Below are 23,185 nucleotides of genomic sequence, written 5' to 3'. Positions count from 1 at the left end.
AGCTCAGCGCTCGTCCCTCGCGCAAAAGTAAATAACAAGAAATACACTGCCATTTTTATGGTGGTGTATTTTTTTATATGTAAGCTCATTTTGTATATAAGTGCCAATTGTTTCTTGTAATAATATAATAAAGTTGAACTTACTTAAAACGAGATAGTTTTATGAAGGTTTGCACCGTTTATCTAGACCAAAACGTTCTGACTGAACTGCGAGTCTCTAAGATAAGAGAAATAGGTTCTAATTTCGCAAGTTTACTTGAAGTATTGAGGAGACCAGACTTCCAAGTTATTTACTCTGAATATACACTTATAGAAATCAGTAAAGTAAAAAGCGAAGAGTTTGTTGTTGAGCATTTGAATGTTTTAAATATGCTCAACGCAATATATTGGAATAATCAGTTTCCACATAAATCCCCTGATTCAAAAATAGTCTATAAGGATTATTTTGAATCGAAGAATTCTTCTTTATCTCAAAGGCTTGATTACAAAAATAAAAAGCTTATTCAGAGCTTGAATGGCATCGATACAGGAGCTACGGCTCAAAAAAGATTTGATTCGCTCATTGATGAGCTTGTTTCAACACCGTTTTCTTTGTTATCAAAGAAGTTACCTATTCTAAAACGACCTATAGATAAAATTGGTGAAAAGGTTTCTCAGTATGCCAGTAAAAAACTTAATCCCTTGAATGAAATCGAAGGTTATTCAGTCTTAAATCTAATTCCCAATTTACGAGAAATTATAAATGATTCAAGTTATGAGAGTATTGAATCATACTCACCTAAAGAGGTCTTTAAAGAGGTTGAACGCCGATTGTTCAATCATGATCCTAACCTTCCGGTTTTACTGTCTCATAATGTGGCGGGTATCGAGAACAAAATTGAATTTCTATTTCTACTTTTAAATTGGGTAGCTTATTTTCCTGATAGGTTTCAAAATATAACTAATAAAAAAGGTTTGCATAATGCCTCTATGCTGGATGCTAAACATGCCTCATTAGCTTGGCATTTCGATTTCATTATATCTACTGATGAAAAGTTCAGAAAGAAGGCGCTAGCTTGCTACTATTTTAGAGGCTCTAAAGCTCAGGTTTTATCTGTAGAAGAGTTCTTAAAAGTATTTATATAGATAACATTATTAAAATTTATATAATATGTATAAATAATTAAGTAGCTATAAAACAAATAGAGATAACCATGAAAACTGATGATATCATAAAGTTTATAAAAAATAAGACATTTGATGATAAAGTACTTATTCCTAGTGAAATAAATGCTTATGAAATAATGAATATTTCAGATATGAGTATTCTAAAAGAGATAGCAAAACATATTGATAAATTTGAGGTTCTCAAAAAGACTGAAACGTGGCCAAAAGACAGTTCAAGGCAATACATCTTAGGTTCAATGGATAAGCTTAATACTTTTCTAAATGATATTGCTGAAGGTGTTTGTCGATGTTCAAAATATCGATATGTTAAATCTACACCAGAAGGGCAAGAAAGTCTGGGACTGATAGAGATATTACAGAAAGTCCAGCATGTTTCTTATCCTGAAACTAACTATGAATGTCGATGTACGCTATGCCAGACTGTTTATATCTGTCATGCTCATGAAGTTAGGTTTGGAATAGGTTATTATTGGATGAAAAAGAAGCATTCGGGCTAATTAGTTATCTAATATGGGAATAAAGTATTGTGCAAATTCGCATAATATCTGTAAAATATTTTCGATTAGATGGTTATTCATTCTTAGTAAATAGCATTAAGTTGCCTGCTTAGCTAAAATAAAAAACCGCTTCCGCACTGGCTTTAGCGGTTTTTTTAATGTCAGTAATTAGTCTATTATCTTCAAAGGAATAACAAGCTAACGTAAGGAACACCATGAACCATCTCACCGTCGGACAACGCTCGCCTTTAAGCAATCTTGCTATTGACGATACCGCACCCATCACGCTTAAGTTGACTTGCCAAAGTCCGATAGATATAGACTGCTTTATATCTATTTGAATTTGCTCTTGTTTAAAGTAATAAAAAACCGCCACAGCAAATGCTATGGCGGTTTTTTGTTATTCAAAATTCTTAACTTCTAAAATCTCTACAGTTCCCAAAGCGATTGATATTGCTCATCAGTTAAGGTTACGATATCGATTTCGGCTAGCATCTCGCGCAGTTCTTGCCATTTACTTGCATCAGGCTTGATGGGCGCGATCAATCTGCCTAGCGTGTTGTCAATAATGGCATCCATCAGCGTATCGGCTTCGGTTTTACTATAGTCGTAATACATACGGTGGGCTGTGGCTGGCTCATTTTTGCACAGTTCCGTCATTTGATTGGTCACTTGGATAAAGATATCTATCGCGTCTTTTTTCGCGCTATAGATCTCATCTGTTGTCAGAATCTCTAAAGCTGAAAAGTTCGGATAGGGAGATAGATGCTGATCGATAAATTCAAACTCTAAACCCTCGTGAGTTGCCTCAACGCCTTCAAAGTTATAAAAGCACAGCCATGCACCATCGAGGCTTGGGTCTTCTTGCAGATTTTTTATATGATAAAAGTCCTTTTGCACAAAGGTTACATTATCACGGCTGATACTAAAGCCGTTTTTCTTGGCATAGCGAGCCAATATCTCAAAGCCAATGCGATTGGTTTTTTCTTCAGCCGCAGGGGTACAGATGCGAATCGGCTGATTATTTTTTAATTTGTCCATACTAGACTGCTGCATCAATATGCCGCCATCGGTCTCAAAAAAGCAGCCCAATGCGCGCAGATTAGGCGCGTAATGCTCAAACAAATGAATCGGCTCATTCACATGTAGATCGATGCTCTGGTTCTGCAATTCAGCAAAGCCATCATAGTGGTCATCAGGCTCGATAATAGCGATATCTAGCCCTGCCTGCTCGTATGCACCCGTGGTCACACCTGCGATAAAGGGCAAGTGGTCAGGGTTCAAGAACCATTCGAGAGTAAGAGTAAGTTTGGTGGTCGATTGCATGGTTGTTTCCTTTTTAATGATAGAAAACAATCAGACTGATGCTGTTCAAATACAACATGAAAGGCGAAACAAGACAGGCAAAATCTACATATGATAGGCGTATAGGTATTGGTACCTCATTTATCCATATCGCTTATCTGCGTTCCTATTTACGTTCCTTATCCGTAGACGATAAGGTATGTCATGCTTGTTTCCTACGTCAGTGCTAACTGCTTCAGGTTCACGGGTGTCTCTCAGCGATGGTTTTGACGGCATTAAAACGTAAAAATCAAAGCACCCCGACAAGATTGAGTGGTATTACAGTATTTTTAAGCAGTAGCGCTACTGAATCAGTACCGCTAACGGCTACTGTAGATAGCTTTTACCATATACTATTGCCTCATCATAGACGACCTATGAGCGGTAATGCAAGGTGTTGGATTGAGTCATGAGTTGGTATGCTTTGTGCAGTTGTTATATGTTATGCCTTTGATAAGCGATCGAAAATCTCGGCAAAAAAAGGTATGATTAGTAAACTGAAGTCGAATATAACGACAAGGTTTGTCTGTCTTTATTATTACAGCTAGCAATGCTCTGTCATCTATACGTGAGACCTAATGAGTTAAGTTATGAGTAAAGTCTATCACTATACGAGTACCGCTGGATTTTTGGGTATAGTCAATGACTCAAGCATATGGGCGACCAATATCTTTTTTTTAAATGATTATCAAGAAATGAAAAAAGGTATTGATTACGTCAGAAAAAATCTAAAAGACGAAAAGTTATTTGAATCCATGTCGCAGGACTATCAAAAAATCATCGAAAGATTGCAAGAGATATCTACCGATCACTACAGTCTGGATGCGGATGCAGAGATGTCGCTCACCAACTATCTGCTAGAGATGCTGGTGGGGCTCAGTCAGCAGTTCTATATCACCTCTTTTACACATAACAAAGACTATTTGAGACAGTGGACTTCTTATTGTGAGCACAATGACGGTATCTGTATAGAGTTCGATGAGCACGTACTGTCAGATGGTTTTAAATACAATAAATTCAATAGACACTCTCAAGCGCATCATAGGTTCGATAGTATTATCTATAGTTACTCCAATAGTATAAAAAGGTATTTTGATAAACATAAAATAAGAGAGGTGTTCTTAAATAGAAAACAAGCACTGGTCAATAACGTGCGCAGTATTAGAGAGCATAGTGCGGTCAGAAAGACAGGTACCGAGTATAGATATAATGCGACCGCCGACTTACTGTTCTCTTCTATACTTGAGGCGCTAACAGAGTTTGCACTGATAAGAAACCCACAGTTCTCTGATGAGAAGGAGAAGAGACTGATACTGACGGTGATCAACCAACACGACAAATCGATTAAGTTTCGCTCAAGATCAGGCGTGATTATTCCTTATATTCCTGTCCATATCGACTTAAAGAGCATTACCAAAGTGATCATATCGCCGACAGACGATGCAACCCTTAGACGAAAGGGGATCGAGCTGTTAAGAGGTCGGTATAATTTGGATTTTGAGATATGTGAATCAGAGTGTCAATTAAGAAAGATATAAAGGGTCAACCCCTACGAGGCTAAATAATACAATCTTAAAGATATTCGAGTATTGAGACGCATTTGATCTTATAAAAAAGTAATCGATCTTTAGACATAAAAAACCGCTCATTATGCAATGGTGCGCGGTTTGTACGGTTAGTGACCTAATTAATGGTTTTTTTCTGAAAACAACTCGGGATATGAAACAAAAGACAAACTAAAGACGCAAAAGTAATCTTGTGTGCCTATAGTGTCTAAGGCATGATGAATGCTCATCTAGACTGATATCGATAGCGCTGATAGATGATCGCGTTGATTGATGTCGTTCTTTGTATTTCACCTGCTAACCATACGATACGGCTGTCATGAGCAATAATAAAAAAACGTTTTATCATAGGCCAAAGACCAATCAATCCAAAAGCCCAATGATGCGTTGGACGTTTGTGACGCTCGGCTGGATATTTTTTGTTTTAGGGATTATCGGTATCTTATTGCCAGTGATGCCCACAGCACCATTCATACTACTAGCAGCAGGGTGCTGGGCGCGTAGTTCTAAGCGCTTTCATTTTTGGCTGATCAATCACAAGTATTTTGGCAAATTCGTCCGCGATTGGGAGGAGAGTCATGCCGTTCCTCTATATGCCAAGTGTCTGGCAACGGTCATGATGGCAGCGTCAACAGCGATGCTATTTTATCGCTTTCCTACGGATATGATGTGGATAGCATGGCTGGTAGCCGCTGTCTGTAGCGGGGTGGCGATATATTTATTCCGTCTGCCAAACGCCTAAAATTGTTGCAATTTGTACCAAATGTGGTCAATAAATGGCGCTGGTTACACGAAAGATGAGATAAGGCTTGCGATACTAGGATGTACCCCTTATAATACGCCCAAGCTTAAGAGCAGTTCTGCACCAAATCATTACCTCGTAGTATTAGTTATAATCCTTCGTTTTAATATTTATCGTTCAGTAGCTATTTGCAAGCGTTACCGGTCACTAGACCATTAATAAATTTAAAAGTAGGATTATACTATGTCAGACGTTCAAAAAGGTACAGTTAAGTGGTTCAACGAAGCTAAAGGTTTCGGTTTTATCGCTCCAGAAACTGGCGCAGACGTTTTTGCTCATTACAGCGAAATCACTGGTTCAGGTTTCAAAACTTTGGCTGAAGGCCAAGAAGTTGAGTTCACTGTAACTCAAGGCCAAAAAGGCCCACAAGCACATAACATCGTTGCTATCTAATTTGTCTTTATAGACAGATAGATGAATAGATGTAGAAAAGCGGACCTTCGGGTTCGTTTTTTTTCGTCTACTGTTTGATGTCAAATGATATAACAGATACAACAACACCGCCAACTGTGTAAATAGTTGGCGGTGTTTTTATTGGGCTGTGATATAGAGCGTGATAGCAGTCACTAAAATGTAAAATCGACTTCTTATATCAAGCTGATACTGATATTGATCAGACCGCCGCCCAGCAACAACCAACCAAACATCACTGCGCCTAAGACTAAAGGTTTGACGCCAGCTTGTTTGATAGCGCTTAGATGAGTGGTCAGACCTAGCGCAAACATCGCCATTGTCAGTAGTACATCATCTAACATCACCATACTGCGCACGATACTCTCAGACATGGGTACCCATGTATGTATCAACACAATGCCAATAAAGATAAACGCGAACCATGGCACCTTGACTTGTTTGACGCGGCTTACAAATGATGCTGTCTCGCTTTTATTGCTCTTATCTTCTGAAATGGCATTATCTACGGTGCAATCTTTGGTTAGTGCAAAAGATAACACGAGTAAGAAAGGCGCGAGCATCATGACGCGTATCATCTTGGTCACAACAGCAGTGTCACCGATCTCAGTGTTGATGGCATTACCAGCGACCACGACCTGCGCCACCTCATGGACAGTAGAACCTGTATACATGCCATATTGTTGGGCGCTCAGCCAAGGTTGTAGCCAGCCCAGATGATAGAGAAAAGGGTAGATTAGCATCGCGATAGTGCCAAAAACCACGACGGTTGCCACGGCGATAGTGACTTTGTGTGCTTGGGCATTGACGACTGGCTCTGCGGCAATGACGGCAGCGGCGCCGCAAATACTTGCCCCTGAGCCAATCAGAATGACGGTTTCTTTATCGACTTTTAGCCATCTAGTACCTAGCCAGTAGGTTAATAAAAACGTAGACGTCAGTACCAGAGCATCGGTCGCAATCGCTGGCATACCAACGCTTGCTACTTGTGTCATGGTCAGCTTAAACCCATAAAACATGATGGCCAGTCGCAATATCTGACCTTTTGCAAAGCATACGCCGCCGTTTAAACGTTCAGTGAATTTGGGGTAGATAGTATTGCCCAATATCATACCAAGCAATATCGCAAGCGTTAAGGATGACAAGCCAATAATGCGTCCGTTCGACCACACATCCAGACTGCTATCCAACCATAAGCAGAACAAACTACCGATCAATACCACAGCCAAACCCGCCAAGTGACGTTGGCTCGGGACGTAGTTATGAGCTGAGCTACTAATTGATTGGAGTAGTGTATGCATGACGCGGTACCCTATTACTGATAGTAAAATAAGCATGAGCTTATAAATAGACAGTATATGCCCACTACATTTATAATAAAAACAGATATATAAGATACAAACTATCGATTTTTTAGGTTAAAGTATTTTTATCAATGAACTTTAATAGTATTGAGAAAAGGCTGCTGCTACATACTAAGTCTACTTAACCTATAAGAGCATTCAAAAACTGACGCAAGGCCATCGATGTCATGAAAAAATCTGTGCAAACATTACCAAAGATTACGCTCAAGCAGCTCGCGGTTTTTGTCAGTATTTATCAGACAGGAAGTACCAGCCGCGCCAGTGAGGCGCTGCATCTATCACAATCAGCAGTCAGTAGCGCGTTGACAGAGCTTGAGTCTAGACTACAGATGCCATTGTTTGAGCGGGTTGGTCGCAGACTCAATCAACACCCCAATGCGCATCCTATTTATGTACAAGCGCAAGCCATCCTAGGACAGTCACTCACGCTTGAGCATTATCATCAGTACCAAGCAGGACAGATTCATATTGGGGCGAGTACCACAATCGGCAACTATGTACTGCCGTCATTGCTTGGTAAGCTCTATGAGGCGCTGCCAGATGCCAATGTCGATATGTATATTGCCAACACACAAGAGGTCGTGGGTGAGGTTGAGCAGTTAAATATTGACATTGCGCTAGTAGAAGGGATGCCGCGACCGATAGATATGAAAGCTATTGAACTGCGCGAGTGGCGAACAGATACGCTGATGATATTTGCCAAACGTGATAGCAAATGGCTAAAGGATATCGCTATATATCATCAAGACGAGGATGGCTACCGTCTGACTATTGAGCAGCTCGAACAGTTACCGTTATTGGTACGTGAAGCAGGGTCGGGCACACGGCAAATTATCGATGAGCAGTTGCTAAAATATCTACCCAATGCCGAGGTGGTTAAGGCGATACATCAGTCAGAGGCCATCAAGCATATGGTGAGTGCAGATATTGGACTTGGCTGTCTATCACAGCATGTGATTGAGACAGAGCTTGCGACAGGGGCGCTCGTAAGAGTCGATGTTGCTGGGATTGATTTGTCACGGACGTGGTGGCTGGTCTGGCACAAGGCAAGACATCAAAGTCCCATTTGGCAAACCTTTATAGATATTATTCAGCAGAGGTGAATAAGAAAGCGTAACCCATAAAAAAGCGCAACGTCTATCTCGGCGCTGCGCTTTTCATTGTATATGTCACTCATACCAGAGCGTTGTGGCTCAACGCTATGCCGAGACGGGCTTGTCTAGTCTCACCACAAAGCTATCGCAAGGTACGTTGGGTAAAATATTATCTGCTGTCGCGCCACTGATCCATGCCGCGATACCAGTGCGCTTATGACGACCGATGACCAATAGGTCTACATCGTGTTTGTGGCAGTAACTGACGATACCTTCACTACTAGAGATCGCCGTAGTAACTTCTGACGTTGCCGCGTTCAGCTGATTGCGTTCTAAGAATTGTGCCAGCTTAGCGCGTGCTTCTTGGCAACGCTCATCGTCAATCTCATCATATAGGCTGGAGGCGGGTACCAGCTCGTAACCAAAACCAACCATCGTATCTTTTACGATGTGTAGCACCGATAGCTTAGATCCTGGGCGGTTTTCAACGATACGCTTGGCTTTTTGCGCGACGATATCCGCATCAGAGAGTAAGTCAGTGACCAGTAGTATATGTTCGTAACTCATAGCGTCTTCCTCATGTCAGATAGTATTTACTATAGCACTACTATAGAGCGCTGTTAAGTGGTGCTTGTCTATCTTTGAGGCTCTCCGTAATATGAGTTCAGGTGTATTAATATTTATCAAACCAAAGACTCAATACACTGCTTATTCCGATACGGGTTCGCTAAGTTTAACAACCAAACTGTCGCAAGAGATGTTTGGCAATATACTATCGGCGGTCGCGCGCACCAACCAAGCGGCGATACCTTGACGGTCATGCCGCCCGATAATGAGTAAGTCGACCTCTTTTTTATTGCAGTAGTTAACGATACCTTTACTGTTAGAGATAGCAGCAGTCACTTCAGAGTTAGCGACTTCTAACTCATTATACTCAAGGAAGCGTGCCAGTTTAGCGCGTGCTTCTTGCCATTTTTCGCCATCGAAATCGCCCGAAAGACTAGATGAAGGAACCAGCTCGTAACCGAAGCGCACCATATCATCTTCAACAATATGCAGAACAGATAACCTAGCCTCAGGCGAGCCTGCAAGGATACGTTTGGTTTTTAGAGCGACCTTGTCGGCATCAGATAATAAGTCAGTCACCAGTAAAATGTGTTGATAGCTCATAAGTGGCTCCTTTTGGTGTTTACTTTCTAATAGTCACTTTTTGGTAGTTATTTCTTGGCAGTTACTTTTTAATAGCCACTTTTATAGTAGCAGTGCAGGCTATTTTTGTTAAGCGACTCAACCATTGTTTATCTATGATTATTGTTGCCTTTGTGTTTTGCTAGGGCTGTTTTAATAGGTAGAGGATTGCTGAGTTCGATTTCATAGATTATTGCGTGATAGTCGACTTGACTTATCGATGCCGCAGCCCCACTAATAGCGCTAAGCCAAGACTTTTTAGCCACTTTTTATAACTGATATATCGGTAATTATTACCATTTTATTTACCCTGATAGTCAGGGCACTATACGCATTGTAAGCGATAAGGATAACTATGACTGATACCCCATTTACTGCGGATTTAACGCTGCATCCAGCATTTGAGCTGCTCGAGCATCGCCACATTGAGGCGCTATCGATGGATGTGCTGATCAGTCAGCATGTAAAAACAGGCGCGATGCATTATCATCTCGCGCATCCAAGTGACGAAAATGCGTTTTTGGTGGGCTTTCGTACTCAGCCAATGGATTCAAAAGGCGAGGCGCATATTTTAGAGCACGTCGCATTATGTGGTTCTAAGAAATTCCCAGTACGTGATCCATTCTTCTCAATGATAAAACGTTCATTGAACACGTTTATGAATGCGATGACCGCGGCGGATTGGACAGCCTATCCCTATGCCACGCAAAATAAAAACGACTACTTTAATTTGCTGTCTGTATACCTTGATGCGTCCTTCTTTCCTAACATTCATCCGCTCGACTTTGCCCAAGAGGGCATCCGTGTAGAGCTGGACGAAGACGATAAACCGCAGTTTAAAGGCATTGTCTTTAATGAGATGAAAGGTGCTATGAGCGGCGAGATTGATCAGCTCTATCATACGGTGGCGCATCATGTATTTCCAACGACGACGTACCACTATAACTCAGGTGGTGATCCTGCCCAGATTCCTGACCTGACACATACTGAGCTGACCGAGTTCCATCAGAGTCACTATCACCCGTCAAACAGTGTCATCATGAGCTTTGGTAATATCCCTGTTGCCGAGACACAAGCAAAAATACATGACGACGCATTGACTCAGTTCGAAGCAGGCAAAAAGCACGTGTCGCGCCCAGAGCAGCGTTTGTCTGCGCCAATCAGTGCGGTCGATACTTATACTGCTGACGAAGCCGGTCCAGATCAGACCCATCACGTGGTCGCTTGGTTGCTACCATCGATTACCGATCCTAAGCAGCGCTTAGCATTACGTCTGCTGGAAGGCGTGTTGATTGAGCATTCAGGCTCACCACTACGTGCTTATCTTGACAGTCACCCACTGGGTAAAGCCCCAAGTCCGTTGTTGGGACTTGATGACAGCCATTACGAAATGGTGTTTTATACAGGACTGCGTGGTTCTAACCCTGAGCATGCCGAAGCGGTAGAGCAAGGTATCATCGATCTACTGACCGAAGTGGCAAGCACGCCAGTCGATGATGAAACGATCGAAACCATCCTCCATCAGATTGAGATTGATCAGCGTCATATTGGTGGTGATAGCGTGCCTTATGGTCTAAACCTTATGCTAGAAGGCTTTAGCACCGCTATCCATGATGGCAATCCTATCGATGTATGGGAAGTAGACGAGCATCTACAGTGGCTACGCGCGCAAGTCGTCGATCCGCAGTGGCTACCGAATTTGATCAAAACGCATCTACTAGACAATCAGCATCGAGTCCGTGTGACGATGACACCTGACAGCGAAAAAACCGCCCGTCTAGCAGCAGCTGAACAGACTCGCCTTGATACCATAGCGATGGATTTGACTGCTGATGACAAGGCTATCTTGAAGCAACAAGCCTTGGATTTGGCTGCGCGTCAAGCCGCGCCCGATGATTTGAGCCTGTTACCAAAGGTAGGTCTAGAAGACGTACCAGCGGATATTAGCTTTAAAGAAGGCAAACAAAAACAAGTGCGCTTGAGTGGGCAGGACAGTACTTTATTTGAATACGAAGCGGGCACCAATGGTCTGTATTATTACCAAGTGATCGTACCGTTAACTGAGGCGATTGGTAACGCGAGCGCCGATGAGCTACCAGTGAATGATGTCATCAATCATCCATTGCTGCCGATCTATCTGAGTTTGCTGTCTGAGCTAGGGACTGACTCGCTCAGTGCCCATGAAATGCAAGCCAAGCAGGCCGCGCACTCATCAGGTGTGACAGCACGTATCAGCCAGCGTACCCATGTTGATGACAGTCAGTCCATCGGTAGCTACTTTGTGGTCGCAACACGTGCGCTCAATCGCAAACCTGAAGCGATTGATTTACTCAAAGAAGTCATGGAGCACAGTATCTTTACTGAGCATGACCGCATCAAAGAGATTTTACAGCAGCGTCAAGCCAGCTGGCAGTCAAACCTAGCAGGCTCTGGTCACTCGTATGCGATGCAAATTGCCAGTCGCGGTATGAGTCGTCAAGCGCAGCTAGAGTATGTACGTAGTGGTCTACCAGCACTAAATGCGCTCAAGGATTTCTTGACGCACGCGAGTACTGATGATGCACAGTGGGATCAGTTGGCAACCAGCTTGATGGACTTACATCAACGCTTAATCAGCTTACCTAAGCATGCCGTTATTATCTGTGAAGCCGAGCAAACAGAACGTTTGAGCAGCTTAATCGTCGATAGCTGGACAGATAGCCAAGCAGCAACGTCTACTGAAAAAGTAACTGATACTAAAGCAAATATTCCTAGTGAGTTTGCAAATCTGCAGTTAGCTACCGCTTTAAATGGTGAGACTGATGCAGTCAAGGCATTAGAGAGTGGCGACGATGTTAAAAACGATGTGCTCGATGTTGCAGATCTAGCGTGGCTGGTGCCAACCAATGTCTATCATAATGCTAGCGCCTATACAGTACCAGCGGCTGATCATCCTGATACTGCGGCTCTGATGGTATTAGCGCCGTATCTGCGTAACGGCTACTTGCACAGTGCGATTCGTGAGCGCGGCGGTGCGTATGGCGGCGGTGCAGGCTATGACGCCAATGCATGTGCGTTTAAGTTCTTTAGTTACCGCGATCCGCAGTGTGCAGAGACTTTTGAGCACTTTGAGGCCAGTATCGAGTGGGTCATGAATGAACCACAAACCGATGAGCAGTTGGAAGAGGCAATCTTAGGGATTATCTCAGGTATGGATAAGCCAGGCTCTCCTGCAGGGGAAGCAATCAAAGCATGCTTTGCCAACTTACATCATCGCGGTGCTGACTGGCAGCGTAAAATGCGCGCTGCGATTTTGGCCGTGACCATTGATGATTTGCAGCGTGTTGCTAAGCAATATCTGCAGGGTCAAAAACACGTACGTGCAGTGCTAGCCCCTTATGACAAAGAAGAGACGGTAAAAGGTCTGGGCTTTGAGGTTTGCAAAATCAAGAGCTAAATCAGCAAGACTGCTATCAACAATAAAAAGCCAAGCATCATGCTTGGCTTTTTGTGATTTAGTATATGAATTAATAGCGCTTGATGCTCAAATCCTTACCAATTTTTTCTTGGTGAACTGGGAAGTCGGACCATTCGTCAAACTGCTTACGATCATCAAAATAGCTCCTTAGGGTGCGGCGGATGGCTTCAAAAGCCAGCTCGTCCCATGGAATCTCTTCTTCACTAAATAGCGCACATTCAAGGCTCTCTGAACCAGTACCATAAGCACCGTCTTTTAGATTTCCCAAATAAATCGAGTAAATCTGTCCAATATCTGGCAGGTCGTAAACACAGTATAGATGCGGATGTATCACGGTGGCATCAGCTTCTTCGTAGCTCTCGCGTGCTGCACCCTCGGCCATGGTTTCGCCATTTTCCATAAAACCTGCAGGTATGGTCCACAAGCCATATTGAGGTTCGATCGCTCGCCTGCATAGTAGTACTTTATCTTCGTGTACCACTAGTGAGCCGCAGATAACTTTTGGGTTTTCGTAGTGGATATAATGGCAATTAGGGCACACCAAGCGCGGCATATTGTCTGTAGGTGGGATTTTTCGTTCTGCTTTATGACCGCATTGGAGACAATAGCTCATATCGACTACCTTATTAGAAAATATTATATGTTCACTTATCTTAAGATTTTTTTTGCTATTCTGATGTTTGCTTTTGTATACAGCAACGATAGTGGAAAATGCTTCCAAGCATATCCTTTTACTTTTAATGATAAAAGCTATTTTATTTAATTTTTACGATTACAAAAAAACGCTCTGACAGCGCGTTGCAATCGCCATTAGAGCGTTTTTATTGAGTATATCCTATATAGGGATTAGGTCATAGGAACTGAGTTTTTGTTTCGAGCATTTGTGTGCGTAGTCCACCAGCTACCGATGCAGAGATAGGAATCAATGGCGTTACAGTGGCTTGAAAGTCATGATAGAGATCTTCGCGCGTCGGATATACGACCGTACTTAAATTGCCGTCTGCATCCACTTCATGACGCCAGCCACCGTGCTCAAGATCAATCAAGGTACTGGCAATATAATCCCAAGCCAAGCGGTAGTAATGGTCAAAGCGTGAATCATCCGTACGGCGAGTCAGCATCAGCGCCGTGTTAGCCATTTCAGCCTGTACCCAATAAGGACGATTAGCGATTGAAATCTCATCTTCCCAGCCAATGGTATAGACCATACCGGGCTTACCATCAGGTGCCCAGCCGCGATCAATAGAACTGTCAAACAACGCAATGGCATCAGGTAGCAGCCAATCAGGCACTTTATAATCACGTGCCATACAAGCAGACTCAACTTTTAGCAATAATCCTGCCCATTCTGCAAAATGACCGGGTGTCAGTCCCCAAGGCCGCAAGTCATCAGAAGGCTCATTGGCATCGTAATCAGGCAATAGGTTCCACTTGCCATCAAAATGCTCAGGCAAACGCGTATCATAAGTCTTAGGGATATCATGGCCAAAACGCTTGGCTAGATGTAGCGTGCGATCAAGCCAACGCGTCTCACCCGTGGCATCTGCCAAGGCTAAGCAAGCCTCGGTAGTATGCATGTTGCAATTGGCACCGCGATAATCTTCAGGATCAGACCAGTCAGCGGCAAAAGAGGGTAGCATAGATTGCTCATCTTCTAACCAAAAATGCTGATCAATAACGGTTATCGCAGCTTCCATTAGCTCTGTACCACGTGGACGATCTGCGATACTAGCAGACGCGCCAGCAAGCGCAACAAAGGCATGCAAATAGGCATTTTTGCGCGATGGATTGTCAAGCGTAGAGGACGCATTGCTGAACCAGCCATCATATACCTGATCTCGTAGCGGCCCATCCAGCAGTGCGTCGATACCGTGATCACATAGTATGGCTGCCCCCGGCAGTCCCATGAGCGTTGCTAGCGCGTAGCAATGTACCATTCTAGCCGTAATGACACTATCTGCCGTATCATCGACCATATTGCCGTCTTGACCGAGAATAGCAAACCCTGCCGGCACGCGTGCTTTGGCATAATGATCAAGCAAGCGTTGCCCTTCAGCCAGTAGCCAGCGGCGATGCGTATCCCGATCTGCCCAGCAGGCAGCTAAAAGATCGGAGTGATCAGCAGTATTAGCCATTGGTGATCATCCCGCCATTGAGATGTAGCGTCTGCCCAGTGACAAAGCTACTGTCCTGACAAGCAAGGAAGACGTAAGCGGCTCCCATCTCGCGTGGCTGACCCATACGGCCCATTGGTGAGGACATGGATTCTAGAATGTCTTTGTCAAAGTCTTTGAATACCAACTGAATTTCACTGACCACAGGACCTGGTGCCACTTGGTTAACACGGATACCACGATCCAATAGTTGCTGTGATAGTGCGCGGGTATAGCCAACGATAGCGCCCTTGGTTGCAGTGTATGGCACTAGCACATCGTTACCAACATAGGCGTTCACGGATGTGGTGTTGATAATGCTGTCGCCTTCTTTCATATGTTCAAGGGCTGCACGGGTGGTATAAAACATGCCTGCCATATTGACATCAAAGTGCTGTTGCCAGTCTTCATCACTGACCTCAGACAAATCATGATAGGGCTTTTGCATGCCTGCGTTGTTGACCAGTACATCGATGCCGCCCCATTGATCCACGACAGCGTCTACCGCTGCTTTGCAACTACTACTGTCGGCCGTATCACCTTGTAAGACCAGGGCTTCTGCGCCTTCTGCCTCAATACCGTCACGTGTCTCGTTCGCGCTGTCTTCATCAGAGTGATAAAGAATAGCGACTTTGGCACCTTCGCGTGCCATGTGCAGAGCCACTGCACGTCCAATACCGCTGTCGCCGCCAGTAATCAAGACGCGCTTGTCTTTGAGTTTATCTGAGCCTTTATAGTCGTCATTGATATATTCAGCAGGTGGCATCAGGTTATCGATTTTATCGGTCATAATTTGTATCCTTCGTTCTTATTAGGTGTTTTATTTATTGTCATCACAACAAGACAAGGATGCTGGTATCAATATTTTTATAGTGCTATTTTAGGATGCCAGTATCGTTATCTTGTTGGGATCTATCATAGTAGCCAAACGCATTTAATGAAACATTAATCGGTTAATGTTTGGTAATGTAAAAATGCGGTTATGAGACTTATTACCATGAACGAATATCAAGCAAAAAGGATATTGAGAAAGTCTCATTCAATAAACCTATTACCATCTAAAGTGAATGGGATAAGGCATTGAGTAATTTAAAAAGGTGTAAAGACACAGCAAAAAACAGTCATTTGGTTGAAAGATTCACTTTGATAGAGACTCAGTCTACATAACAAAGGATATACATAAGCGGCAAGAAATTTTATATTTATCATAGTTGCCGGATATATGTATAGCAATCAGCCGATACGTTAATAAGTCGCACTTTGCCTGAAACGACAACAATATGAGATGCATCTACTAAAGCAATCATCGGACTAATAAGAAAGGCTGCCATACTAGCAACAGGTATACTAGTATACTAGTATGCTGGCACAGGTATTTTCATGAATAATATGAAGATGACCACTCATAGGATTTGATAATGACCATACCCGAAAATATTGATTTCTTTAACAAGTTTAGCGTTGCTGTACCGAGCTTTATACGACATCCCACACTCAGAAAATTGGCTGAGCGTGTGCAACATGAGACCCTAAACACGCTTACCAGCCCAGCGATGTATGAAGCGCACAACACCTCACACAGTACGCGCATTTTAGATAGCTTGTACCAGACACCCATTGCTGATGCCTCAATACTGGTCGCGATCACTCATGAGCGTAGACCAAAACTACTATTGACACGCCGCGCCGCCCATATGAACAGTCATGCGGGCGAGGTGTCTTGTGTGGGTGGCAAACATGATCGAGGCGATGGCAACAATGTGGTCACAGCACTGCGTGAAGCCTGTGAAGAAACAGCATTACCACCTAACAAAGTCCAACTGCTTGGACAGTTACCTATCCAAACGTCCAAAAGCGGTATGAGTGTACGCCCTATCGTTGCGCTTATTGCACCAGGCTTGGTACTGGTACCCGAAGTGGGAGAGATATCACGTATTTTTTGGGCGGACTTTGAGTCGTTGGTCACTCAGCCCACAGTAGAGTATGCGGTAGAGTATAAAATGCAAGATCAAATAGCGACTTTATTGACGCCGAGCTGGCAAGTCGATGGTGAGACAGTGTGGGGGCTGACAGGACGTGTCATAGCTAACCTGCTAGAGACAGGGTTCGATCGACAGTTAGAGTGGTATTACCGCGTGGACAACAACCGATAATATAACATTTAGATTTATAGCATCAACAGCATTCCTTCACGAGTTTATACTTAAATAGGGCTGCTTATCTAAGTACTACTATCCAAATGATACTATATAAGTACGGCTGCTATATTTGATAAATCATTTAGAGTCTTATAGACCGCTTTATTTATAGTAATCGTCGTTTTTCTTGAGCCACCAGTTCATATTATCTTGGCGTTTGGCACGGAACGCCTCTAACTTATTGGCAATGTTTTTGTTGTGTCCTCGCGCGGTATCTAGAGCAAACAAAATAGGCACTGAAGACAATACGCCAAAACGTATTTTTGATTTTGGTAAATCTAAGCCATCGCCAATATCATCACCGACTAAGGTACGAGTCACACTGGCGTTTACCATCTCCACAAACCGCCCACGACGATTGTCCTCGCCCATGAGCTGACGGGGTAAATCATGCAAGGCTTTTGCAAGTGGCTGCCCCATCTTAAAATCAAGCTGCTGAATGGATAGGTAGGTATAGAGCCATTCCCAGCAGGCTGCTTCATCTTTCGGCAGACGATCTAAATCAACGCCCATCCAATAGCTGGCAAGATTCCATAAATGCAAGATACCTTCTGCTTCCTCGGTGCTAATACGGGCACCCAGCAGTCGTAGACCGCGCATAATCAATAGAGAAAACTGTAAGTGTGTGGCAATCATATCGGTTTGATTGATGGGCACGCCCCAATAATCGGTGTTCCAGCTGCCATCAGGATTATGATGCTGGTCAGCATTTGGTATCACACCTGTCGCGGCATTGCCCTTACCTTTGAGTAAGTTCTGACGTACCAAAGTATGAATTTGACGTACTTTGATGGACTGTCGCCAGCCTTCAGAGCCGATGGCCAATACTTGATCAATAGCGTTATGATGATTACGCGTACTTATATCTAACTGCGGATGCTCAGACACGGCCAAGATATAGGCATAGGTGCGCATGAGTCGCGGCAGTGCGTCATGCATCAGTGCGCCAGTCTGAATCAGTGGCAATGATAGGGCGGGAATACTATAGCCTGCCATGAGTGCCACATTACGCAGTAGCCAAATGAGCATCAACGGATAGCGTCTGTAAGCAACGGCACCAATCTGAGCAAGTTTGGGGTCGAACCAGTCAGGATGCGTACTGAACTGCTCGGCTAATGTACTAAATGAGGGGTGAGCTAAGTGGTCGCCAGATATATCGTCACCAAGAATAACCTGCTGCAAAGGCTTTGCAAAACGAATGTTCTCAGCGGCTAGTGCATCTGCAAGCGGATCACCAATATCGTAGCCGGCAACTATTTCATCAAGCAGGGTAGGCGATATTGCAAAGTCTTTCGGTAATAGATACCGTTTGATCCGCTTTAAAACCTGCAAATCACTATGATCATTGGTGGCAGTGGTGCGCCCGTGACGCTGATAGGGTTCTTTTGATTGATGATGAGGTTGTGTTGAGATACTTGCAGTATTGGTGGTTTTCTTACTCATATGATCAAGTGCCTTTATGATTAAGTTATAGCTTGATTTAGCTATAGATCTAATATCTGCAACATCAAAGCCGTCTATAGCGATCCCTCATAAAACCGAATTGATGCATCCAGCTGTCTTTGCGTCTGCTTAATATAGTGTTTGATACGATATTTGGTATAGTGCCTTTCATTCAATAGTGATAGCAGTGTTGCACAAGTTTTTTTTCGCTAGCAAGACCGAAATTCGAGCCATTTTTTAGCTTATCGATTTCTGTATGATAATCCTTAACAAGCCTTTGACCGCTGTTAAATTTATCGTTTAATAGATAGCCATTTAATAGATAGTTACTGAGGTTTTATGAGTCAGCTGGTTGCAGTATATCTATCCACGATAACAAGCGACCTGTACATAATAAAAAACGACTTATAAGCTAAAGGCTCATAAGTCGCTCGTTTTGATATTAATGAGAGCGGGTCAAGTCGACCGACGTGCCGCTGACATTGTCTTTTAAGCTCACTTTGAGCATGATATAACCTGCGATACCAGAGACGATAGAACCCATGATGATACCCAAGCGCTCATCAAACATCGTTGTATCACCAGCAAACGCCAAGCCGCCGATGAATAAGCTCATGGTAAAGCCAACGCCACATAATAATGCTGCGCCATATATTTGCTTATAGTCCATCCCTTTTGGCATGGTTGATAGACCAAGCTTGAAGATTAACCAGCACATGACCATAACACCCACTTGTTTGCCGATGAACAGGCCTGCAGCGATACCTAGCGGCACTGAGTGGAATAGCTCAGCAAGACCTGCGCCCTCGAGTGATATCCCCGAGTTGGCAAAAGCAAATATTGGCAAAATACCAAAGGCAACAGAGTTATGGAGATCGTGCTCTAGCTCCTCTAATGGAGAGTGCTCAGGATCAGTACGGTCAAACATAGGGATAAATAAGGCCAAAACCACGCCTGCCAATGTGGCATGGATACCTGATTTGAGTACCGCAATCCACATAACGATACCGATAAGCAGATAAGGCGTAATACTGGTCACATTGCGACGATTGAGCAGATACAAGAATGGCAGACATAGACCGGCTACTGCCAATGACTCCAATGACAACTCGCTAGTATAAAATAGAGCAATGATTAAAATCGCACCAATATCATCAAAAATAGCGATAGAGACCAAGAATACTTTTAGGGAGTTGGGTACGCGGCTACCTAATAGACTCAGAATACCCAGTGCAAAGGCAATATCGGTTGCTGCAGGAATTGCCCAGCCTTTCCAGTACTCAGGCTCATTGAGATTAAAAAGTATGTACACCGCTGCTGGCATAATCATACCACCTAATGCTGCACCAGCTGGCAAGATGATTTGCTTGACGTTAGACAGCTCACCGATGAGTACTTCACGCTTGAGCTCAAGTCCAACTAAGAAAAAGAAAACCGCCATAAGGCCATCATTGATCCAGTGGTGGGCATCTTTGGCAATAGCAAAATCACCAATCTGAATCGCAACTGGCGCGTGAATAAAACTTTCGTACCACACATGAAGAGGGGAGTTGGCAATGATCATTGCAGCAACGGCAGCCAATGCTAAGACGATACCGCCTGCTGCCTCAAATTCAAAAAATGCCTTAATCCTTCGTATTGCCATATCATCCTCATTCGCTAAATACAATTTACTAAATAACCTCAAATATCCATCAATGTCTGCGCTACCAACAATGCGAGGGTAGCAAATAGACAGCAACAGTTTCTCATACTCTTATCGATATAGACAACAAAATACGCCCAAACAAACCTGCTAGCCCACTTTGTTGTACTCATTATAGTGACATTATAAAGGTGATACGCTGAGCAACATAGTTGTAAGTCGTTAAATCTTTTTAACAAAAGGTCTTTTATAAATGATACCCCAGTCGTTATTAAACAAATTTAGCAGACTTTGGTAGGTTTTTGGCTTTTTTTGCAGTTTTATCTCTATAATGATCGACGCTTTACGAGGTTGTCCCGGCTCCCTTGTCGATTTCAATGACTCAATTGTCTGACTGCTAGTAGCCTCACATCAGTGACATGCTAGTCTCATCTTTCAAGCTCACTTTTTTCTTACGATATTTTGCAGGTCAGCGTTATGGATTTAACATTCTCATTAGAGATCATTTTGATGCTCACTGCGGTGGCAGCATTGGCAGGATTTATTGATGCTATTGCTGGGGGCGGTGGACTACTGACCATACCTGCCATGCTACTGGCTAACATCCCTCCGGTACTCACGCTTGGCACAAACAAGCTCCAAGCGGCCTCAGGTGCGCTTGCAGCTTCTATTACAATGATCAAAAAAGGAGTCGTTAAACCACAGCGTATAAAAGTGGCGATTATTGCCGCTTTTATCGGGTCAGTCATAGGTACCATCGCGGTGCAGATGTCGCCACCAGATTTACTCGAAAAACTGATTCCTTTTTTGATTGCGGCTATCGGTATTTATACGTTGTTTGCGCCTAGGCTTGGGGAAGTGGAAGCTGCACCGCGCATCTCAGAGGGTAAATGGCAAAAGATTGTAGCGCCACTCATTGGTTTTTATGATGGCTATATTGGTCCAGGTACAGGGATGTTTTTTGCGCTTGGCAATGTGGCGCTGCGTGGTCGACAGATTATCGAGGCGACAGGTACCGCAAAGGTATTGAATTTATCTACCAATATCGGCTCACTCATATTCTTTATTTTGGGCGGTAATGTACTGTGGAAAGTAGGACTGGCGATGATGGTAGGTCAAACCATTGGTGCGTATTTTGGCTCACATATGGTGGTAAAAGGCGGTAGCAAGCTGATTCGTCCGATGATTGTCGTGGTATGTTTGGCCATGCTGACCAAGTATGTTTTTGGCTAAATAAAAATAATAAATATACCCATCACAAAAAAAACCTCAGTCCATGTGCATAGGTGACTGAGGTTTTTTTATGACATTATTTATCCAATAGATGTGATTAGCGGCGACGATCTACGTCATCGTACTCACTACCCATGATGCCATCGCTGAATACTTCAGAGAATTCACGCTCGTTATTTTCGTCGATATGACCATCGAATACGTCTTTTGCACCAGCGTTAGGATCATTGTAAATAGCCAAATCCATTTTGCCTTCTGATTTTGCTACGATAGTCGTAACAGCAGCATCGCCGCCGACGTTTACAGCGGTACGTAACATATCAAGGATACGATCCACACCCAAGATTAGACCAATACCTTCGATTGGTAGACCAACCTGAGCAAATACCATAGACAGCATGATGAGACCAACACCAGGCACACCAGCTGTACCAACAGAAGCAAGAACCGACATTAAAATAACGGTTAGATATTCGGTAACTCCCAGATCAATACCATAAATATTGGCAATGAAAATGGTCGCAGTACCTTGCATAATGGCAGTACCATCCATGTTGATGGTGGCACCAAAAGGAACGGTAAACGACGCAACTGAGTTATTAACACCCATACGCTTGGTAACGGTACGCAGCGTAATAGGAATCGTCGCGTTCGAGCTTGACGTACTAAAAGCAAAGATCTGTACTTCACGCATTTTTGCCAAAAAGGTCTTGATAGATAGACCTGATGCGACTTTGAGTACAATCATCATCGTGATAAAGAAGTGGAATGCTAATGAGCCAACTAATACCGCAACATAACCAAGTAGTGACCAGATCAAGTCTAGTCCCAGCTCTGCCATTGCTTTGGTCAATAGTGCAAACACACCATAAGGTGCTAGGTTCATAATGATCGTCACCATCTTCAAGATGACTTCATTAATAAGCTCTAGGCTCTGAACCAAACCTTTGGCAGGCTTGCCAACCATCAAGATGCTCACACCGATCAAAATCGCAAAGAAGATAATCGATAACATGTCACCATTGGCCATCGCACTGATAGGGTTCGATGGGACAATGTTTGAGAATACATCAAGTAAAGGCGGTGCTGACGCGGCTTCAAAAGTCGCATCAGTACCAATGTTCATGCCTTTACCAATACCAAATAGTGAACCCAGTCCAATCGCTGTTGCAATCGCAAGCGCGGTGGTGAACATATAGATCATAAATGTTTTGGTACCGATACGTCCTAATAGACGAATATCACCAATACCGCACACACCGCAGATCAGTGAGATAAGTACCAATGGTACGACCAACATTTTTAGTGAGTTAACAAATAGCTTACCGATAATGGCAAGAAAGCCATTAGTGATATAGGTATTAACAAACCCACCTTCGCCATTCAATCCCGAATAGTTTAAAAATAAACCCAGTGCAATACCAAGCACCATGGCAACAATAATCTTGCCCGTCAGTCCCAAATTCTTCCACATAATTCATATCCTTTGTGTGCACAACAGCGCTATAGTCAGCAATCACTCAGAGCTCATGATCGTGTTTATTTACCTAACTATAATGCGTGTTATGACTATTAAGTTATTATGATTGTCGCTTGATGTCACGTTTTCGGGGACAATATAAAAG

The 23,185-nt window shown here is 43.4% G+C and carries 19 protein-coding genes; 9 read left to right on the top strand and 10 right to left on the bottom strand.

Going from position 1 to position 23,185, the window contains the following annotated elements:
• Positions 1–161: 161 nt before the first annotated feature.
• A complete protein-coding gene (locus AC5JPT_RS07490; protein ID WP_493857663.1) occupies positions 162–1,124 on the top strand; it encodes a hypothetical protein in 963 nt (320 codons plus the stop codon).
• 68 nt (positions 1,125–1,192) lie between these two features.
• Positions 1,193–1,663, top strand: a complete 471-nt coding sequence (locus AC5JPT_RS07485; protein WP_397477779.1) for a hypothetical protein — start codon at positions 1,193–1,195, stop codon at positions 1,661–1,663.
• A gap of 429 nt (positions 1,664–2,092) precedes the next feature.
• Here the strand turns inward: AC5JPT_RS07485 and AC5JPT_RS07480 are convergent, their stop codons facing one another.
• Positions 2,093–2,989: an ABC transporter substrate-binding protein gene (locus tag AC5JPT_RS07480; RefSeq protein ID WP_493857662.1), complete on the bottom strand. Its 897-nt coding sequence runs from the start codon at positions 2,987–2,989 to the stop codon at positions 2,093–2,095.
• Positions 2,990–3,597: 608 nt separating this feature from the next.
• Here AC5JPT_RS07480 and AC5JPT_RS07475 point away from each other — a divergent pair.
• The 3 genes from AC5JPT_RS07475 (at position 3,598) to AC5JPT_RS07465 (ending at position 5,767) form a co-directional block, all read left to right on the top strand.
• Positions 3,598–4,545, top strand: coding sequence for a DUF2971 domain-containing protein (locus AC5JPT_RS07475; RefSeq protein ID WP_493857661.1), 948 nt, complete (start codon positions 3,598–3,600; stop codon positions 4,543–4,545).
• Between the two features lie 346 nt (positions 4,546–4,891).
• Positions 4,892–5,314, top strand: coding sequence for a YbaN family protein (locus tag AC5JPT_RS07470; protein WP_493857660.1), 423 nt, complete (start codon positions 4,892–4,894; stop codon positions 5,312–5,314).
• Positions 5,315–5,557: 243 nt separating this feature from the next.
• The gene (locus tag AC5JPT_RS07465; protein WP_045453470.1) at positions 5,558–5,767 is read left to right on the top strand and encodes a cold-shock protein; all 210 of its coding nucleotides are present in this window, start codon (positions 5,558–5,560) and stop codon (positions 5,765–5,767) included.
• 194 nt (positions 5,768–5,961) lie between these two features.
• Here the strand turns inward: AC5JPT_RS07465 and AC5JPT_RS07460 are convergent, their stop codons facing one another.
• Positions 5,962–7,086 carry a YeiH family protein gene (locus AC5JPT_RS07460; protein WP_493857659.1) on the bottom strand — a complete coding sequence of 375 codons (1,125 nt, stop codon included), beginning with the start codon at positions 7,084–7,086 and terminating at the stop codon, positions 5,962–5,964.
• 230 nt (positions 7,087–7,316) lie between these two features.
• Here AC5JPT_RS07460 and AC5JPT_RS07455 point away from each other — a divergent pair, with 230 nt between their 5' ends.
• Positions 7,317–8,252 carry a LysR substrate-binding domain-containing protein gene (locus AC5JPT_RS07455; RefSeq protein ID WP_493857658.1) on the top strand — a complete coding sequence of 312 codons (936 nt, stop codon included), beginning with the start codon at positions 7,317–7,319 and terminating at the stop codon, positions 8,250–8,252.
• Positions 8,253–8,348: 96 nt separating this feature from the next.
• On the opposite strand, the gene AC5JPT_RS07450 is transcribed toward AC5JPT_RS07455, so the two are convergent.
• Positions 8,349–8,810 carry a universal stress protein gene (locus tag AC5JPT_RS07450; protein WP_057761630.1) on the bottom strand — a complete coding sequence of 154 codons (462 nt, stop codon included), beginning with the start codon at positions 8,808–8,810 and terminating at the stop codon, positions 8,349–8,351.
• A gap of 141 nt (positions 8,811–8,951) precedes the next feature.
• Positions 8,952–9,413, bottom strand: a complete 462-nt coding sequence (locus tag AC5JPT_RS07445) for a universal stress protein (protein ID WP_493857657.1) — start codon at positions 9,411–9,413, stop codon at positions 8,952–8,954.
• Positions 9,414–9,786: 373 nt separating this feature from the next.
• Here AC5JPT_RS07445 and AC5JPT_RS07440 point away from each other — a divergent pair, with 373 nt between their 5' ends.
• Complete coding sequence (locus AC5JPT_RS07440; protein WP_493857656.1) at positions 9,787–12,867, top strand: insulinase family protein; 3,081 nt, start codon at positions 9,787–9,789, stop codon at positions 12,865–12,867.
• A 70-nt stretch (positions 12,868–12,937) separates the two neighbouring features.
• Here AC5JPT_RS07440 and AC5JPT_RS07435 read toward each other — a convergent pair whose 3' ends face one another.
• From AC5JPT_RS07435 to AC5JPT_RS07425, 3 genes are all read right to left on the bottom strand, one after another.
• Positions 12,938–13,501 (bottom strand): NUDIX hydrolase, encoded by a 564-nt coding sequence (locus tag AC5JPT_RS07435; RefSeq protein ID WP_493857655.1) that lies wholly within the window; start codon positions 13,499–13,501, stop codon positions 12,938–12,940.
• Between the two features lie 238 nt (positions 13,502–13,739).
• Positions 13,740–15,023: an AGE family epimerase/isomerase gene (locus AC5JPT_RS07430; protein ID WP_493857654.1), complete on the bottom strand. Its 1,284-nt coding sequence runs from the start codon at positions 15,021–15,023 to the stop codon at positions 13,740–13,742.
• Complete coding sequence (locus tag AC5JPT_RS07425; protein WP_493857653.1) at positions 15,016–15,831, bottom strand: SDR family oxidoreductase; 816 nt, start codon at positions 15,829–15,831, stop codon at positions 15,016–15,018. Before AC5JPT_RS07425 ends, AC5JPT_RS07430 begins: the two co-directional genes overlap by 8 nt.
• 628 nt (positions 15,832–16,459) lie before the next feature.
• Between AC5JPT_RS07425 and AC5JPT_RS07420 the strand changes: the two genes are divergently transcribed.
• Positions 16,460–17,194, top strand: coding sequence for an NUDIX hydrolase (locus AC5JPT_RS07420; protein WP_493857652.1), 735 nt, complete (start codon positions 16,460–16,462; stop codon positions 17,192–17,194).
• Positions 17,195–17,341: 147 nt separating this feature from the next.
• Here AC5JPT_RS07420 and AC5JPT_RS07415 read toward each other — a convergent pair whose 3' ends face one another.
• Both AC5JPT_RS07415 and nhaA read right to left on the bottom strand, forming a co-directional pair.
• The gene (locus tag AC5JPT_RS07415) at positions 17,342–18,682 is read right to left on the bottom strand and encodes an oxygenase MpaB family protein (protein WP_493857651.1); all 1,341 of its coding nucleotides are present in this window, start codon (positions 18,680–18,682) and stop codon (positions 17,342–17,344) included.
• A 442-nt stretch (positions 18,683–19,124) separates the two neighbouring features.
• On the bottom strand, positions 19,125–20,327 hold the full coding sequence (gene nhaA, locus AC5JPT_RS07410) for a Na+/H+ antiporter NhaA (RefSeq protein WP_319050935.1): 1,203 nt from the start codon (positions 20,325–20,327) through the stop codon (positions 19,125–19,127).
• Positions 20,328–20,804: 477 nt separating this feature from the next.
• Between nhaA and AC5JPT_RS07405 the strand changes: the two genes are divergently transcribed.
• Positions 20,805–21,560 carry a TSUP family transporter gene (locus AC5JPT_RS07405; RefSeq protein WP_319050934.1) on the top strand — a complete coding sequence of 252 codons (756 nt, stop codon included), beginning with the start codon at positions 20,805–20,807 and terminating at the stop codon, positions 21,558–21,560.
• Between the two features lie 97 nt (positions 21,561–21,657).
• Here the strand turns inward: AC5JPT_RS07405 and AC5JPT_RS07400 are convergent, their stop codons facing one another.
• Positions 21,658–23,034, bottom strand: a complete 1,377-nt coding sequence (locus tag AC5JPT_RS07400) for a dicarboxylate/amino acid:cation symporter (RefSeq protein WP_319050933.1) — start codon at positions 23,032–23,034, stop codon at positions 21,658–21,660.
• Positions 23,035–23,185: the final 151 nt, after the last annotated feature.

It is taken from the genome of Psychrobacter sp. H26 (assembly GCF_059073035.1).
This window is presented reverse-complemented; position numbering and strand designations above follow the sequence as displayed.